The 16,367-nt window shown below is 59.0% G+C and carries 19 protein-coding genes; 3 read left to right on the forward strand and 16 right to left on the reverse strand.

Features of this window, described 5'->3' with window-relative positions; translation table 11 throughout:
* The 16 genes from VGG64_13525 to VGG64_13600 all read right to left on the reverse strand — a co-directional run.
* On the reverse strand, nucleotides 1-192 hold a 192-nt coding region (locus VGG64_13525), incomplete at its 3' end, for a hypothetical protein (GenBank protein HEY1600622.1).
* The gene (locus VGG64_13530) at nucleotides 189-461 is read right to left on the reverse strand and encodes a hypothetical protein (GenBank protein HEY1600623.1); all 273 of its coding nucleotides are present in this window, start codon (nucleotides 459-461) and stop codon (nucleotides 189-191) included. The genes VGG64_13525 and VGG64_13530, both read right to left, overlap by 4 nt.
* Nucleotides 462-914: 453 nt before the next feature.
* Nucleotides 915-1,130 carry a hypothetical protein gene (locus tag VGG64_13535; GenBank protein ID HEY1600624.1) on the reverse strand — a complete coding sequence of 72 codons (216 nt, stop codon included), beginning with the start codon at nucleotides 1,128-1,130 and terminating at the stop codon, nucleotides 915-917.
* 7 nt (nucleotides 1,131-1,137) lie between these two features.
* Nucleotides 1,138-3,237 (reverse strand): hypothetical protein, encoded by a 2,100-nt coding sequence (locus VGG64_13540; protein HEY1600625.1) that lies wholly within the window; start codon nucleotides 3,235-3,237, stop codon nucleotides 1,138-1,140.
* 54 nt (nucleotides 3,238-3,291) lie between these two features.
* Nucleotides 3,292-3,471 carry a hypothetical protein gene (locus VGG64_13545; GenBank protein HEY1600626.1) on the reverse strand — a complete coding sequence of 60 codons (180 nt, stop codon included), beginning with the start codon at nucleotides 3,469-3,471 and terminating at the stop codon, nucleotides 3,292-3,294.
* Nucleotides 3,472-3,563: 92 nt separating this feature from the next.
* Entirely contained in the window at nucleotides 3,564-4,322 is a 759-nt protein-coding gene (locus tag VGG64_13550; protein ID HEY1600627.1) for a Clp protease ClpP, read from the reverse strand.
* A gap of 71 nt (nucleotides 4,323-4,393) precedes the next feature.
* Nucleotides 4,394-4,666, reverse strand: a complete 273-nt coding sequence (locus VGG64_13555) for a hypothetical protein (GenBank protein ID HEY1600628.1) — start codon at nucleotides 4,664-4,666, stop codon at nucleotides 4,394-4,396.
* Nucleotides 4,667-4,696: 30 nt separating this feature from the next.
* Entirely contained in the window at nucleotides 4,697-5,752 is a 1,056-nt protein-coding gene (locus VGG64_13560; GenBank protein HEY1600629.1) for a phage major capsid protein, read from the reverse strand.
* Between the two features lie 31 nt (nucleotides 5,753-5,783).
* A complete protein-coding gene (locus VGG64_13565; GenBank protein HEY1600630.1) occupies nucleotides 5,784-6,053 on the reverse strand; it encodes a cold shock domain-containing protein in 270 nt (89 codons plus the stop codon).
* The gene (locus tag VGG64_13570) at nucleotides 6,050-6,238 is read right to left on the reverse strand and encodes a hypothetical protein (protein HEY1600631.1); all 189 of its coding nucleotides are present in this window, start codon (nucleotides 6,236-6,238) and stop codon (nucleotides 6,050-6,052) included. The genes VGG64_13565 and VGG64_13570 overlap by 4 nt, the downstream gene beginning before the upstream one ends.
* A gap of 226 nt (nucleotides 6,239-6,464) precedes the next feature.
* Entirely contained in the window at nucleotides 6,465-8,282 is a 1,818-nt protein-coding gene (locus tag VGG64_13575) for a terminase TerL endonuclease subunit (GenBank protein ID HEY1600632.1), read from the reverse strand.
* A 77-nt stretch (nucleotides 8,283-8,359) separates the two neighbouring features.
* Nucleotides 8,360-8,539: a hypothetical protein gene (locus VGG64_13580; protein ID HEY1600633.1), complete on the reverse strand. Its 180-nt coding sequence runs from the start codon at nucleotides 8,537-8,539 to the stop codon at nucleotides 8,360-8,362.
* A gap of 121 nt (nucleotides 8,540-8,660) precedes the next feature.
* The gene (locus VGG64_13585; GenBank protein ID HEY1600634.1) at nucleotides 8,661-9,383 is read right to left on the reverse strand and encodes an ATP-binding protein; all 723 of its coding nucleotides are present in this window, start codon (nucleotides 9,381-9,383) and stop codon (nucleotides 8,661-8,663) included.
* Between the two features lie 61 nt (nucleotides 9,384-9,444).
* Nucleotides 9,445-9,738: a hypothetical protein gene (locus VGG64_13590; GenBank protein HEY1600635.1), complete on the reverse strand. Its 294-nt coding sequence runs from the start codon at nucleotides 9,736-9,738 to the stop codon at nucleotides 9,445-9,447.
* Nucleotides 9,739-10,303: 565 nt separating this feature from the next.
* Nucleotides 10,304-10,573, reverse strand: coding sequence for a hypothetical protein (locus VGG64_13595; protein ID HEY1600636.1), 270 nt, complete (start codon nucleotides 10,571-10,573; stop codon nucleotides 10,304-10,306).
* Nucleotides 10,574-11,087: 514 nt separating this feature from the next.
* Nucleotides 11,088-12,188, reverse strand: coding sequence for a hypothetical protein (locus VGG64_13600; protein ID HEY1600637.1), 1,101 nt, complete (start codon nucleotides 12,186-12,188; stop codon nucleotides 11,088-11,090).
* Nucleotides 12,189-12,625: 437 nt separating this feature from the next.
* Between VGG64_13600 and VGG64_13605 the strand changes: the two genes are divergently transcribed.
* The 3 genes from VGG64_13605 to VGG64_13615 all read left to right on the forward strand — a co-directional run.
* Nucleotides 12,626-13,654, forward strand: a complete 1,029-nt coding sequence (locus VGG64_13605) for an AAA family ATPase (protein HEY1600638.1) — start codon at nucleotides 12,626-12,628, stop codon at nucleotides 13,652-13,654.
* A 140-nt stretch (nucleotides 13,655-13,794) separates the two neighbouring features.
* Nucleotides 13,795-14,706, forward strand: a complete 912-nt coding sequence (locus tag VGG64_13610) for a DUF58 domain-containing protein (GenBank protein HEY1600639.1) — start codon at nucleotides 13,795-13,797, stop codon at nucleotides 14,704-14,706.
* Nucleotides 14,703-16,367, forward strand: a 1,665-nt coding sequence (locus tag VGG64_13615) for a BatA domain-containing protein (protein ID HEY1600640.1), incomplete at its 3' end; no start/stop codon positions are given. The genes VGG64_13610 and VGG64_13615, both read left to right, overlap by 4 nt.

Below are 16,367 nucleotides of genomic sequence, written 5' to 3' on the forward strand. Positions count from 1 at the left end.
GCTGATATTGGCCTCGGTCAAGTCCGCAAGAGTTGCCGGCCTGCCGAGAAGCCTGTCGAACTTATCGATTGTCAACTCATACTGACGGCAAACTCTTGCCGATGATTTTGCGAGTCGCTGCAAGCTGAACGACTGATCGTAGAATTCGCGAATTGTTGGGACAGGTTTGGGTGTTCGATCTTGTGAAATCACTTGGCACCTACCTTTCCCGAGGCTCGCAGCGTCCGCTGAATTCCTAGCGAACAAACGCAAAGCGCCCACGAACCATCGGGCGTTCCGGATCCGGGTAACCGCTCACGGTTGTAACCTTCGGCAAATGCCAAGGCCTTCCAGAGCGGCAGCCGTCTGGCAAGAAAACGAGAACTAAGCGTAGTGACTGGGACGGCGTTTAGACTGGCCGGTTTCCAGCCGTCGGCAGTGGTCACGATCAGGACCGCATTGCGACCGTGTGACGTGGACATAGATGTCCTTTCAGCGCGCCGTAGCGCACAGAAAAAGAGTTGCGTCGCCTCAACACACTGTTCAGGCGGAGATCAAGCCGCCCTGCGCCATTGCGCCACCCCACGCCCTTTCGGACGTAAGGCCGCGTTTCCTGACGGAAACACACTTACCGGGCTCTGGTTCTCGCGTATGCTCAGGCGACGCAACACTGTTTTGATCCGTTGGTTGGAACACGAAGATGATCTTGTCGAGCCGGTTGATCTGTCGGCTCTCACTACTTTGAACGCCTGCATTGTCTAGCGGCCGGTTCGAAATGTCAACTTGGGGTCAACTGGCCCCAAAACGGAAACAATTGTTTCTCTTCTCGCAAACCGACCTCCCAGCTTCGCCCGTAACGCAGCGCAGAGCCGTCCCCCGACCCCAGGCACCTATCGGCACCCGGCCGTCACGCGGGCCGTGTGGCGTTGGCCGCATCAGGCCCCCGGATACTCACGGTGAGCACGCTCCTCGACCGCTTTCGTCCGCTCAAGCAGATCGGCGTACTTCGACGCCAGTTGTTCGAGTGAACTATTCAAACGGATCCCGTCGTTGACCCACTTCGAGATGAGTGTCAGCTGTTCCTCGCGCTCGGCGTGTGCCTTGCGAATGCTGTCGACGAGCGCTTTGCAATCTTCGGAAACGGTGCTCATGTTGCCCTCAGTTGAAGTCTGCGATTCTCGGTTGCGGCGCTGGTCTGCCAAGTAGCCGCAACATTTCGTCGCGTTGCCTCTTGGCGTCCTGCGCTTCCTGAAGAATCTTCTGGTCAATGCCCTTTCGATTGTCGCTATATCGCGCCGCAATATCCGCCTGGCTCCCTTTAGCGATGGCACCGACGTCCTTACTTTCTTTTGGCTCGTCCTTCAACCCCGCGCCTTCTTTCTTCTTCACCCGGTCGTATGTTTCCTGCGAGATCAGTCCGGCCTCGCGGAGCTTATTCAGTTCCTTTAGTTTTTCAGCGAGCTTCTCGGCGGGATTTGCGACGCTTTCGGTGATGGACTGCGCCAGTTGCTGCATCTTTTCCGCTTCGGCGACCATCTTCTTGCGCTTCGCGGCCTCTGCATCGAGCATTTCCAGCTTCTTGGCCATAGCGGTGGCTTGGGCGATGTCTGCCGACGACACTCCCTTGGCTGCGGCCTCTGCGATCTTCAGCATGTCACCGGTTTGACCGTAGAAATCAACCCGGCGTTGCAAATCGGCTACTAACTCGGCCCCGGTCTCTTTCAATCGCTGCTCGACTTCCGCGGCTTTCTTGATTTGTTCGGCGATCTGCTCACGAGCATGAATCTCGGCGGACAGTGCGGTGGCACGTTCGATATCGGCAGCCGTCCCGCCCAGTTTTTCAACTTCGCGAGCCAGTTTTTGCGCGCTCGTCATGCCGGTCGTGGCGAGATCTTCTTCCAGTTTCTTGATGGCGTCGGTGACATCCTTGCGCTTCTTGGCAGCATCGGCGATGGCCAGCGCGTTGCGTAATTGCCGCTCCATCGCCGTGCCATCGAATGCGATGCCCTGCTCGGCCAAGTCCTTCTTGGTCTTTTCGATGATCTTCGAGAACTCGTAAGCCTTTTTGCCCGCTTCGGTCATGCCAGCTGTCAGATTCGACTCATTCACGGCTGCCAGGAAGTCGCGCGCCTTTTGCGTGGCGGCTTCGGTGGCCTCGGCGACACGTTTCACTTCCTCAGCGTGCTTCTTTGCCGGGTTCTCGGAGATGAGCCATTGCCAGGCCTTATAAACGCCGTAGGTGACTGCTGCCACGATGGCGATACCGACCGCAACGGCCGCGACAGCGACACCGATCGCAATCCACAGCGGAGCGGAGATCGACGCGAGAACGGTAAGAGCCGCGTTCAGCGCCCACGTCGCACCGACGACCAGCCATTTCGCCGCAGCCCAGATGCCCATCGCGGCGCTTACCGCGTAGCTTAATAAAACCGTCGGCGACAGAATTGCCCGCAGCACGCCGAGCGTAGCGTTCAGAGCGCGGGTCGCCCCGACGACCAGCCATTTGGCGCCAGCCCAAATTGACGACGCTACCCCCGCCGCACTGGCCGTGCCAACGTACGACGCGCTATTGGCGCGCAAGGCCGCAAGCGCGGCATTAGCTACCCACATCGCTCCGGCCAATACTTTCTTGGCCACGGCCCACGCCAGCGTCAGCGGTGTCATGGCGGTTCCGAGCACGCGATAAGTGATCATCTGCACGATGATTCGCGTCAATGCAATATGCAGCGCGATACCGATGACGACGGATAGTGATTTGAGGATCACCGACACTCCGGCCACGATCGGCAGAAACGCGGCGAAGGGCCTGAAAAACACCCCGAGTATGGCGCCAGCGGCGGAGAATGCCGGCGTTAAATGTCGCACCGCGTTGGCGACGTTTTCTGCAACCGTGCGCAGATTTGCCCACGAGGCAAATGACGCGCCAAACGCGGCACTCGCCTCGCTCGTTGCGTCGCGGACCGTTTTCAAGCTTTCGGCCAGTTCGCCGGTGGCACCTGCCGAGAGCGCCCTTTTTAGCGTGTTGCCCAAAACTGCGATCGCCCCCGCACTAGCGCCGACCTTGACGATCTTCGCCAGGTAGCCGCCGACTGCCGCATCAGCCGCTTTCCAAGCTGCGGTCGCAGATTTGATGACCACGTTATTTCGCACGATGCTCGTCGCTAATTTTTCACTTAGCTTGATCGTGTTGCCGACACCCGACGTGAATGACGTCGTGTCAGCGGTCAGCTTGATGGCCAGTGTCGAAATAGTCGCCATGTTCGGTCCTGAAGTGATCTAAAAACAGCGCCTTAACGTCCCCGCACCGCGAGCCTACTTCCGCGCCGCGCTTTGCATCGCTCTGACTTTATCTTCAAGCTTTCCGCATCGCGCTTCGAGCCGCCCGACGCATTCGAGCAGCCCTTGCAGCTCGACGCCGAGCAGCATCAAACTTTCGAGAACGCCGGCGACCTTTTCCACACGCTCGACGACTTCTTTGCGAAGATCATCCATGTTTCGCTCCCTCAGAGTTTCAAAACCCGCCGCAGTTCTACAACTGGCAGCGGGTGAGCACAGCTGCTGCGGCTACCGCGCTCAAGTTTGGTTTAGGCGTGTCGCCTTGCAGTGTCTTTTCGCCACACGTCGAACCGTGCCGCTAGTACCTGGTCGTGAGATATGTCCGTTAGCATCCTCGCGCGTTGCTCGTGATTTTCAGCACTGCGCAAGTTACCATCGGAACGCGTCGAGATAATCCGATCAGCGAACTTCTCGGCGATCGCCTGCTGGGGCGAAAACACCGTACCGTCCTTCGAACCGTCGCCAGCTAGCAATTTGGCGATTGCTGATACCGGACGACCGGTACGGTTCGCAAGTGCGGTCGTGATTTGCCGGTCCACGGTATCCAGCCAGTCGGCTGCTTCACGCATGTCTTGGGCATTGCCAATTGACAGCATCGCCGCGCGGTGAACGAACAACGACGCCACGTCATACATTTCACGCCGCCCCGGCGATGCCGCTTGGCTGATGATCGCCGCAGCGGATCCCGCCATGGAAATATTGGTTGTCGTTACCTCGGCGTTGTGCGAAACGAGCGACGAATAAATCGAAATTCCGTCGAAGGCCGAGCCACCGCCCGAATTAATTTTCACGTTGACCGGCCTGCCGGAATTTCGACGCAAAATGTGGGCAATGTCATCGGCCAGCATTCCACCACCCTCGCCGTCGCCGCCGATCGTGCCAAAACACAACAGCTCTAGTGAGCCTGGCGCCTCGTTCACGACAAGTCGCATGCGTTTGGAATTGGCCATCCCATCGCGAATGCAGCGGGGAGCGCCTCTTAAGTTCAGTGCGTCAAAGTTATGCACGGCAACTCCTTAGTAGAGAACGGCAGCCGCCGCGCGCCGGGAGAGCTACGCGACGGATGCCGGTTATTGGCTTACGCTGCCTCGACCGGTTCGATCAAGTCGCCGGGTGTCGTGCTGAGTACCAACTCGCTTCTGACGTACCGGCAGATGCCTTTGTCCGTCATTCGCCGTGCCTCTTCCGCATCCCAGTCCGTGACGTCGCCGGCCTCAAAATAGAAGCTACCAATTTGCCGCACCTCGCCGGTGTCTCGCATGACCATCGTCCGCATGCCACTGAAGCCTTGCAGAAACATGATGCGCACCTTCGGCCGCTCGGCTTCGGGTTTTTTCTTAATTCCGAACACTGTGAATCTCCCTGGAACGTGAAAGGTTTGTTAGGCGTGCATTTGAAGAGTGGCGATCGGATGTGTACCGGCATCTCGCAGGACGCAAGCACTATGGCCGATGGCTTGCCACAAATCCTCGTCGCGCTCCGCTCGCATCTCGCCGAGTTTTTGCAGCATGATCGGACCAAAGTCGACGATCGTGACCTTGGAGAAGTCGCCGAACGCAATCGGCACCGAACCAGCCGCAATTTCCGGCATGTGCTGATTGATGGTCCATCTCCATTCATCCAGGCCAGAGGATCGAAAAATGTAGTCCGCCAGGCCATTTTTCAGCTGCCGGATCACGAGGTACGTATTGAGCGTACACATGAAGCTCGCAACGCCAGGTTTCGCGTACATCGACGGGATGGATCCAACGAGCGACAGAATTTCGTCGGCCGCAATAGAACCAGGGCTGCCCGTGGTGACCTTTACAGGTGCGGCGTACAGAAAACCGGCTTGCTGCACGGAAGACTCGCCGAGTGTGAACGTGCGATTTTGAATTCGGGCGACGCGTGACGTCACCGCATAGACTGCGGCCGGCACCGCCAATGGCGAATCTTGCTGGAACGCACGGCTAAGCGCAAGCTGCCCACTTCCGAACGCCGTCATAACCGCGTTGGCGCGGCCGACGACGGGATCTGCTTGATTCGCGGCTGGTTGGCCGATTTGGACAATCGAGCCCTCTTTCAAAGCGCCGTTCATCGTCGGAACACCCAAACTCTGCGCCAACCACGTCCGAACGACTGTGCAGATGGATCGCAGCGACGTGTTATCGAGTAGTGCTTGCTCAACGGTGTCCTGAATAAGAACGGATTGGAGATATCCGCCTTGATCGGAGCCCGCGAGAAGGTCATTGCGCACCTGGCGATAATCAGGACACAGATCTACGTCGCCTGCCCAATTCGCTGCCTTGGCCGCCGTCGCTAACTTCGAAAAGTTCGCTGGCGCCGGTCGCCCTGACGGTTTCATCAGGTTTCCCAGGATCGAGCCCGTGCCCGTATCACCCGTGATATCGGCGATTCGGTCCCTGACTTCCTGACGCTCTCGCATGCTCGCAACCATCGTTTCGTCCTCTGTGAAAAGTGATCCGGCATTAGCCGGCTAGGTAACCTTTTGGTGCCGGACCGACTGCTTGCGCGTCATCGACGATCGCGACCTGCTGGGCCCTGGTCTGCCCCGTGTCGCTAACGCCAATGGTAAATTCGACCTTGTCGTCGACCGCGACGCGCAGCCAGTCTTCTTTGGTAAACTGCGAACCGTGCGCGAAAAGCGACTGCGAGCGGCCGTCCGAAATGCGGTCGATGAACAAATATTTTTTGTCTCGGAAAAGTCGCTGTACGTGTCCGGTGAAGCGCTCGATCATTTCTCGCTCCCCAAAGCTGCGCGCAACTTGTCGAGGTCGCATTCGGCGTAATGCGCTTTTTCGTTAATGACGAGCACAGGACGAACGCCGGCCGCGTCGGCAGCAGCACGAATGCGCGCCGGTGCGGCTTGCAGAAGTTGGGCCAAATAACCCAGCGTCAGGCAGTTGGTCGTTGCTATTACCATGAGCCATACTTTACAAACAGGTGATGCTCATAACGCCAAACGATGGCGTTATTCCACTACTACGAGAAATTTTGTTCCGCACCCGCGACACACGGTTCTCCGCGTGATACTTCCGTCGTGTTGGTCAATCGATCTTGTAGTTCGCAGCTCGGTGGAGTCGCATCCCGGGCAGCGCGGCCGTTCTACGAATACAAGCGGAAGTTCTTCGGCAGTCCTTGCCATGGCGCTAGAAAATCTCCAAGTCGTTGTCTTCGTAGAAAGTCCCGGTCGGAACTTGGCCAGAGTCTTCGCCCCATGCGGCCAGTGCCATCACCAACGCGGCAATGCCGTCGATGCGCTCGGTCGATTTGGCCTTGCTCGGCTTGATGTTGCCGGCTGCGTCAGTTTCGGCCGCGGCATTACTGGCCATCCATCGCAACATCGGATTGCTTCCGTGCTCGATCGTGCCGCCGATGATGATTTTCTCCAGCTCCTTCGAAGGTGCTGATAGCGAGGCAAACCCCTGCCCGCAGTCGACGACGTTGAAGCCGTCCCCCATCAATTGCGTCGTGATCTGGCTAGCGTTCCAGCGGTCGCGAGCGATCTTGCGGATGTTGAATTTCTTACCGAGCGCGCAAATGTCGGCACGAACCCGGTCGTAGTCGACCACAGCGCCCGGCGTCTGAGTAAGAAAACCCTGCCGGGCCCAGACTTGGTACGGAACACGGTCGCGTTGCTCACGCTTGCGAGCGTTTTCCTCGGGCACCCAGAAGAACGGCAGAACGATGTGATTCGGACCGCGGCGAAAGTCCAGTACGAACGCCGTGACGTCGATGCTGGTCGACAAGTCGAGACCGGCCATGCAGACGAGGTCTTGAAGTTCCTCGAACGCTTCGGCACGCCACGCAATCGGATCCTCGGCGCCGCATTGGTCCCAGCGATCCATCGGCAGCCATCGCATATCGGTCTCCGTTTTTTGGTTCAAATGCAGCCGTCGAAAAGTGTTCTCAAAAGTCGCGACTTCCTGGGCATGTTTGCACTCGCGTTCCAGATATTCGCGGCTGACGCTCACGCCAATGTTGGGATTTGCAGCGGCCCAAACATCGGGGCTTTTCCAATCGGCATCGCGCGGAGCCTCATAGATCACCGGCAGAAATGCAGGATCATCGAGAATGCCGTCGCGGACCTTTTCGGCGTATCCGTGTTTTTCGTTGCAGATCGACTCTCTTGCGAAGTCGCTGGTCGTGATAAACACCAACAATGGCTGCGCTCGGTTGGCGGATGCCATAGATGTGGAAATCACATCGACCAGATCGCGATTAGGCTGAGCATGTAGCTCATCGACGATGGCCAAGCTGACGTTTCCGCCGTGCTCGCCACCTGCTTCGGATGAAATCACACGCAGGCTCGAAGCGCTGTCCTGACGCAACACGATCGACCGCTGGCCTACTCCACCGAAGATCTGCGAGGCATCAGTCAGCGATGGGCAACGCTCGACCATGCCACGGCAATGCCTGAACAACAAAGCCGCCTGGTCGCGCTTGGCGGCTGCCAGGATGATTTGGGCACCGGCTTCGCCGTCCTTGAACAGGCCGTACAAAGCGATACCAGCAGCCAGCGGCGACTTGCCGTTCTTTCTCGGCACGTAAATGAGCGCTTCGCGGTATCGTCGGACCGTGCGCCCTTGGTCGTCCTTACGCAGCCAGCCGAACAGGTTGGCCACGATCGCTTGCTGCCAGGGCTCCAGCTTGAACGGCTTGCCGGCAACGGCGCCTTCGACATGCCGAAGCTGCGTTTCAAAGAACTCAAGCGCGCGATTGGCGGCCTTGTCGTCGAAACGGCAGCCGGTCGCGCCACGCCTCGGGTTGTAACCCGGAATCGTGAGAATCAGATTGGCCAGCTGCCGCTTGGTCAGCGGTTTCCAAGTCGGCGTGCGAGGTGCGCGCGGCTTCGGTGCTTTCTTGCCTTCGTTGGCCCGTGCTTTGGCCCGCCATGAGCCAGAAGCCTTGAGTTGCTCGGCCGTTTTTCGAGGTCGGCCGCCCGGATTCTTTTTCTGTTTTGCCATTTTGGTTTCGTGAGTGTGTGTTTAAGCCTTGGACAGCGGTGTCTGGACGGTTTGCCCAGACTAAATGGCCCCCCGGACTACTTTCCTTGCCCCGTCTTACGATTGTGATGCCATGCGCAGAGCGAATCCCAGTTCGACACGTCCCAGAACAGCTCGACGTTGCCACGATGTGGCTCTCGATGATCGACCACTGTCGCTTGCTCAAGCCTGCCGCCCTGCTTGCACAAGACGCACAGCGGATGCAGAGCAAGGAACACGCGGCGCTCGTTGCGCCAGCGTGCCGATGCGTACCAAGCGCGCCATGGGTAGGCTTTGTGGCGTCGCTTGTCGGCGTCACGCGCAGACTGCCTTGCAGCAGCAGGTCGTAGTGGTGGTGGTCTACTTGGCATCGGATGCCCCCTGGGGTTTGCGGTGGCTTGGCCAGTTACATGCCAGGCACAATGCGTCGTGCCTCAGGCGGTCGTAGATGGCACCACCTAGTCTCTCTTGCAGCTCGACGCCGCTGCTTACGTTAAGCGTCACGATGATCGGCCGCATGGCTCGGTATCGCCCATCAACCACACGCAGCAGACAGCCCGCTGTGTAGTCGGTGAGTGCCCCGCGGCTGCGATCGCTTCCCGGTACACTCGGCGGGATCGGGTCACTTAGCAGCAGCAGGTTCGACTCGACCAGAGTGTGGACCACATGGTCTTCGGTGGTGTGGCTATCGAAGTCGGCCGCTGAGCGAAAGTCGGCGAAAAGTGCTAGGCCGTCACGCCACTCGATGGTCATGCCAATCTCAATGGCACGCTTGGCGATAGCAACGGCCAGGAAGTCTTTTCCCGTGCCCGGCGGTCCGTACAAAACGACGTTGATGCCATTCTTGTAGTTTTCGCTGAGGTTCTCGACGTAGCCCCGAACGGCCTCGACGATTGGCTTCTGAGCGTCATGGCTCACCTTGTATGAGTCGAGAGAGCAGCTGCGGTATCGTTCGCCCACGCGCTCCATAAAGAATTCTAGGCGGTTATTAAGTACTTCCCGACGGTTGTTTTCAGCGCGGGCTTCCGCGTCAGCCGCGTACTTTTCGATTTGCTCCGCGGTGTATCTGCCACATTTGGCCATCGTTACGCCCCTGTCGTCCTCTATGAGCCAGGGATACCGGTCGAACACCTGCCTTATTGCTTCAGAAATCGCCGAGTTGTTCGCCGGTGTATTGCTGGCCGCGGAGGTCGCGCTGCCGTTGCGGTTTTGAGTTTCCACTTGGGTTTTGCCTTTCGAGAATGAGCCGGTCCCATTGCTTGCGTAGGGTCTCCGGGCTGAGGATGTTCTTGAACCAAAAGTCGTGTTTGCTGGCGAAGTCAAAGAGCGAACGGATTTCGTCGTGGGTCTTACCGTCACGCTCACGGGTTAGCCGGATTGAGTTCGCCCACTTGGCGAGGTCCGGCGACTTGTGTCCTGGATTGCGTTCCTGGATCACACAAAACATCCAAGAAGCTATTTCCCGGTCGGCGTCCGTGGAGCGAAGCTTCTCGGACGTAGAAAGTAAGTCTTGTTCTTGTGGGTTTTCTTCTATGGGTATTCTTATGGGCGCACCGTGTGCGGGGGGATTATGTCGTCTCCTGCGGGGTCCCCCTGTCTTCTGTGCGGAGTCCGCACCGCCTGCCGAGTCCGCATCGCATGCGCCCTCCGGCTTGGGGGTTGGTGGGTTTGGAGTCAGCCTGTACACGCTCGATCGACACGCGCCGGCGCCGGTGTAACGGCGTTCTACCGCGAGCAATCCGGCAGCCTTCAGCTGTTTCACCGAATGCTGTGCTCCTCTGATGCTCACGCCCGATTTCTGCGCGAGGGTTTCGATCGATGGGAAGCACTCGCCCTGGCGGTCAGCCATACGGGTCAGCGTGGCGTACACGGCCCATGAGACTGCCCCCACATTCGGGAGCAGCTCGTGAGCCGCGTTTGGTGTGCAGAAGAATCGATCGGAAGGCCAGGACATGCGTCGTTTCTCGTCTCCGTGGGAATGTTGCCAATTGGCAACGATTGATTTACAGAACGCCTTGGCGGCTCGTGATGCCCTTGGAAGCCGGGATGCGCTCGACAGCGAGCCGCCAGTGAGGCTTGTTTGCAAGGATGCGAGTGACGAAGTGATTGGCCCCGCGTTCGCTGTGGAAGAACGCTTCGGCGTTGCCCATCATCAGGTCGGCCTCGAATCCGCCGCCCAGGATTCGCGCTTGGTCGCGGACTAAATTTCGGTCGTAGTCATCGCTTCCGAAATACATCAAAACTCGCCACTGTCCGCGTTTGAGCTTGCTCATTTCATATCTCCTCGTGTTTTGCCCCATTGGTTGGTAACTACGCTTGCTCGCGATCCGCGATCCATGCCCTGACGGTCTCCACGCTGTACCTAACGCTCCTGCCAATCAAGACGGACCTGAGCGTGCCCCTCGGCACGGTGAGTGAGTAAAGGGTCTTGCGACAGACCTTCATTGCGGCACAGGCCTCGTCTGCCGTGAGCAATAACCTTGAGGCCTCAGGCATTTTGTTCCCCCCTTTTGCCGCGTTTGGCGCGCCTTGACTCTTCTCGGGCTTGGATTGGCCCGAAAAGCGCCTCTCTTTTTCGGCGGACCTCATCGGCATCGGAAAGCATCTTGTCAACGGCCCGCAACAGCTCCGCGTGGGCTATCACGTCGTCGGGTTCGCCAGGCTTCATGTATCGATCCTCCTAACTCAAGTGCGCAGCGTTAGCGCTAGCGTTAGCTTTTGATCGATCAATCGCGACTTCTCCCGGAGAAACCGGAAGAAAGATTTTTTTCGAGCGTTAGGGCCGCGTTAGCGGTCGTCGGCAGAAAGCCTAGATTTCCACGCCGGAAGCTGCCTGACGCGTCCCGATGTCACGCCCAATAAGACGGCGAGCTGCTTTGAGTCCTTCGCGGTATATCTAATGTCAAGGCGGAAAATCGCCAGCAGCTTCTCATTGAGATCCAATCCTTGCTGATTCATTATCCGAAGGATCTGAACCGACGTGGAGTCGCCGGCTGCCTGGATGAACTGCTCAATGTCGACCGGTTGCTGATCAGCATTGGCTCGAGCCTCAAGGGGCTGGTCAGCCGCCGCGGCCGAAGCCTTGGCAGTACCGAGCCGGGAGAGCCAGCTAGTTGCTGAGTTGAGATGAAGACAGAGGTTCGCGTGCCAAATTAAATAGGTTCGGATGTCTTCAGACTCAAACGCCGGCTTTTCTACATCTTCCCATTGGTGAATATTGCGCCAGACATCCGTGATATGCATGCGCTCCTGCTGCGTGCAATCGAGCAGTTCGAGATCGCCATGATTAAGTCGCGCGACCAGTCGCCGCAAAGTGCCCGAAAACTCATCCCAGCTATGGTTAAAATAATCCTCATCGTCGCTTTCTAGTAATGCGCGCAAGGTCGCCTGGAGCCAATTGCAATCCTCTATCGTCTGAGGAATGTCTATCGACACCAGCGTGTTGGCCGCCGCTTCGGAGCCGCGTGTACCGAAGAGTGATATTGACGGCCGGACCTCCGTTTTGCGAGCGATCTTGATTCCTGATGCCATGTCCTGAACCCGGCAAATCTCATCGTTCAACAGTTGTGCGGCCCTCGACCCGAATCCGCAATCTTTGCCTTCTTCCGCCGTGTCCCACAGGCCGAAATAAAACCTCCTTAGTTCGTAAAGTCGCGGTTCAAATGCCGCTAGGTGGCCGTCTGCGGAGGCTGCCGCCATGCATCGCAAATAGGCGGCCAGGAACGGTCCGTCGTCGAGCGCAGGCCGGATCTCGCGCCTTAAGTCAGCAAGGAAGTGATATTCTGAAGCGCGCTGACGCGAATCGGCTTCTACCGCCCGGATCAATCGGTCGCGATGCTGGATGGCCAGGGCGCAGATCTCGCCCGCGGCGTCCGAAATCCATTGCATAGAATCTCATCCTTTCCTAGAAGGCCGGGCCAACCGCCGCGGCCTGGACGGGATGAGTCGCCTAAGCCGCGGGGTCGTGGGCGGGAGCTACCCGCCGAACCCAGCAAAGATCGTTTATGCCTTATTTCCCATGACTAAGGCAACTATTTTCAGCTGGACCGCCTCGGTCAGCATCGGCCATGCATCGATAATCTGGGCAAGACGCGAATCTGCGCCTATTTGCGCGCCGCTTTTATGCGAATCTTCATACTCTCCGGGGATTACTACACTGTTTCGCACCCCTGCGGGGTGTGGTATCGTAAGGTTTCGACCAGCGGCAAAGGTTGTTCGCGGGGTTTCTTTCTGCTCGCCGCCCAACCCGCGACGCGTGAAGAGGCAGGCAAAACCACGGGCAGGGCGCCAGGCAACCGCCCGCCGGCTCGAACCGGAACAAAAAGATGGCACAGATCTCTGATTCCCCGGCCGTTTCCGGCCTCAGTGACAACGACGTGCAGGCGATCGATCGGCTGCGCGAGGTCTATGGCCGATTGCGCAGCGAGCTAGGCCGGGTCATTGTCGGGCAACACGATACGATCGAGCGCCTGTCGATATGCTTGTTCGCACGCGGACATGCTCTGCTGATGGGCGTGCCCGGTCTGGCTAAGACGTTGCTCGTGAGCAAGGTTGCGGAAACGATGTCGCTGCGATTCAGCCGCATCCAGTTCACGCCGGACCTGATGCCGATGGACATTACCGGCACCGATATCTTGCAGGACAATGCCGACGGGCGGCGAGAATTTCATTTCATACACGGCCCGGTGTTCGCCAATATCGTTCTAGCGGACGAGATCAATCGCGCCCCGCCGAAGACGCAGGCGGCGATGCTGGAAGCGATGCAGGAGCAGAAGGTCACCGTCGTCGGCAAGACGTTCCACCTGGATGCTCCGTTCTTCGTGCTGGCGACGCAAAACCCTGTCGAACAAGAAGGAACGTATCCTCTGCCCGAAGCGCAGCTTGACCGTTTCATGTTCTTGATCGAGCTGGATTATCCCACCGAGGAAGAAGAGGTGCGGATCGCTCGCACGACGACCGGCGATGCGCTGCCGGAATTAGATCATATACTGCATACGGCCGAGATCATCGAGCATCAGCACCTGGTGCGGCGCGTGCCGGTGGCCGACCATATCTATCAATATGCGGCCCGTCTGGTGCGTAAAACACGGCCGCGCAGCGCCGCGGCGCCCACCTGGATCAAACCGCTCGTGGCCTGGGGCGCGGGACCGCGGGCCGTACAGTTTTTGATTCTGGGTGCCAAGGCACGGGCCGCCTTGCACGGCAGCTATATGGTCCGCCTGGAAGATATCCAGGAAGTGGCCCTGCCGGTGCTGACGCACCGCGTGATCACGACCTTTGCCGCCCAGGCCGAGGGGCTTGATGCCAAGCAGATTGTCAAGCGCCTGATCATGGAAACGATCGAGGAGCAGTAGCAGAGAATCTTGCCAGCCAAGTCGAGCTGGGCAAACGGTTGCGATTGCGGGGTGCATGGCGAAAGTGACCGCGCCTCGACATCGGCGACCGACCAGCGGGGGCTGTGGAATAAAGAGTCGATCCTTTCGGGCAACCGCGCATGTTTTCGGATCGCCAACCGCGCAGTTTTCTTGACGCGAACGTCCTGTCGCGCCTGGCCGGCGTTCCTTTGTTTGCTCGTCGGCCGATGCAGGGGAACGTATCGGGTCGGCACGCCAGCCCGCATCGCGGTTCCAGCGTCGAATTCGCCGAATATCGCAAGTATGTCGCCGGCGACGATCTGCGGCGGCTCGATTGGCGCGCCTATGGGCGATCGGACCGCTTCTACGTCAAAGAATTCGAGGCCGACACCAATCTGCGTTGCTGCTTCATCATCGACACAAGCGGCTCGATGGGTTTTGGCTCGCAGGAAATCACGAAGCTGGAATACGCCCGTCGCATCGCCGGCACACTGAGCTATCTGGCGAGCCAGCAAGGGGATGCCGTGGGGCTGGCGTGCGTGGCGCGCGGCATCGTGCAGAACCTGCCCCCGCGCCGCAATGCGGCACATCTGCGGTTGATCTTGGATCTACTGGAAGAGATGAAGCCGGTTGGCGAGACGAGGCTGCCCGAAGCGCTCCACGAATTGGCCGAGACAATGCGGCAGCGTGCCCTGGTGATCATCATTTCTGACCTGTTCATCGATCCGGCGATTTTGAACAGCTGTTTCCAGCACTTACGTTTCCGGCACCATGACGTGGCCGTTTTCCACCTGTTGGATCCCCTGGAGTTGGATTTCAATTTTCGCAGGCCGATGCGGTTTCTCGACATGGAGGGGGGGCCGTCGATCTTCGCGGAACCGAATGACATTGTCGATCGGTATCAGAAGGCATTGCAGCAGTACCTGGGCGATCTCAAGCAAGTCTTGCTGGAATCGGCGGTGGACTACCAGCGCGTGTCGTTGGCGGACAATTACGAGCAAGCACTCGTCCGGTTTCTCGTAAGTCGCGCTGCGGCAAAGGGGCAGCGATGAGCTTTTTGCAGCCCTGGTTGCTGATTGCCCTGCCTGCGATCGCGCTGCCGATCATCATTCATCTGGTCAACCAGCGCCGTTTTCAGACGATTCAGTGGGCCGCCATGATGTTCCTGCTGGCAGCCCGCCGCATGGCCCGGGGATATTCTCGGCTGCGCCAATGGTTGATCATGGCGGCACGTATGGCTGCGATCGCGGGGCTGGTTTTCGCCGTCAGCCGTCCTTTGGCGAGTGGTTGGCTCGGGCTGGCTGCTGGGACGCGTGCGGATACCACGATCGTGCTGCTGGATCGCTCGCCCAGCATGCAGCAGCGCGGCGTAGGCGGCGGATCGAAGCTGGAATCCGGTCGCAGCCAATTGGTGCGCACTTTCGAGACGTTGGGTTCCGACCGGTGGGTCTTCATCGACAGCACCACGCACGAGCCGCACGAGCTGGAGTCGGCAGCAGCATTGGCCAGTATTCCGCAGGCGGGGCCGGCCAGTGCGTCGGCTGATTTGCCGCTCATGTTGCAAGCTGCCTACGACTACATGCGCGACAATCATGCCGGTCGAACCGAGATCTGGATCTGCTCTGATCTGCGCCATAACGATTGGACGGCCGACAGTGGCCGCTGGTCCACGCTGCGCAATGCGCTGCTGGAAATGCCTCAAGGGGTCCGGATTCATTTGCTGGCCTATCCGCAACCGGCCGCCAGCAATGTCTCGGTGCGCGTGACCGAAGCCCGCCGGCATGACACTAGCGACGGCGCCGAGTTGCTCGTTTCACTCCGCTTGTCGCGCGAAGGTGAGGGGGACGAGAAGATCACGTTGCCTGTTCAGTTCGAGATCGAAGGGGCACGCTCGGTCATGCCGGTCGAGCTGACCGGATCGCACGTCGACCTGAAGGACCATCGCATTCCGATCGAACGGACGCGCGAACGCGGCTGGGGCAAAGTATCTATTCCAGCCGACGTCAATCCGGCCGACGACGATTTCTATTTCGTTTTTGATAATCCTCCTGCCCGCCGGGCTATCGTGGTATGCGACGATCCGCAGGCGCAGCGGGCGCTCGAGCTTATGGCGTCGATCGCGCCCGAGCCCGCGTTGCACTGCGCAGCGGAAGTCGTCGCGCCCGAGCAGCTGCCTGCCGTCGTCTGGGACGAGATTGCCCTGGTTTTATGGCAAGCTCCGCTGCCTACCGGCACCGCGGCCGAGCTGTTGCAATCGTTTGTAGATCGCGGCGGCCAAGCCGTTTTCTTTCCGCCACGCAGTCATGGCAACGAAGAGCTGTTCGGCATGCGTTGGCAAACCTGGGTTACCGATGCGGACCGAGTGCCTGTCGAAAACTGGCGTGGCGATGAGGACATGCTGGCGCGAACGCTCAGCGGCGCGGCGCTTCCAGTGGGTCAGCTCGAGATTGCCCAGTATTGCGGCCTGGTGGGTGAGTTCACGCCGCTGGCCATGTTGCGAGGGGGCGCACCACTGGTTGCGCGAGTGCCAACCAAGCGAGGTGGCGTCTATTTTTGGGCGACCACGCCGTCGCCAAGCGATTCGTCGCTGGCCACCAGCGGCGTCGTCATGTACGCATTCGTGCAGCGCGCTTTGGCGGCGGGTGCCGCTGTGCTGTCGAAGGCGCGGCAATTGGATGCCAGCGACGGAGCGGGCGAGAATCCATCGACATGG

The sequence above is a fragment of the Pirellulales bacterium genome (assembly GCA_036490175.1).
Classification (GTDB): domain Bacteria; phylum Planctomycetota; class Planctomycetia; order Pirellulales; family JACPPG01; genus JACPPG01.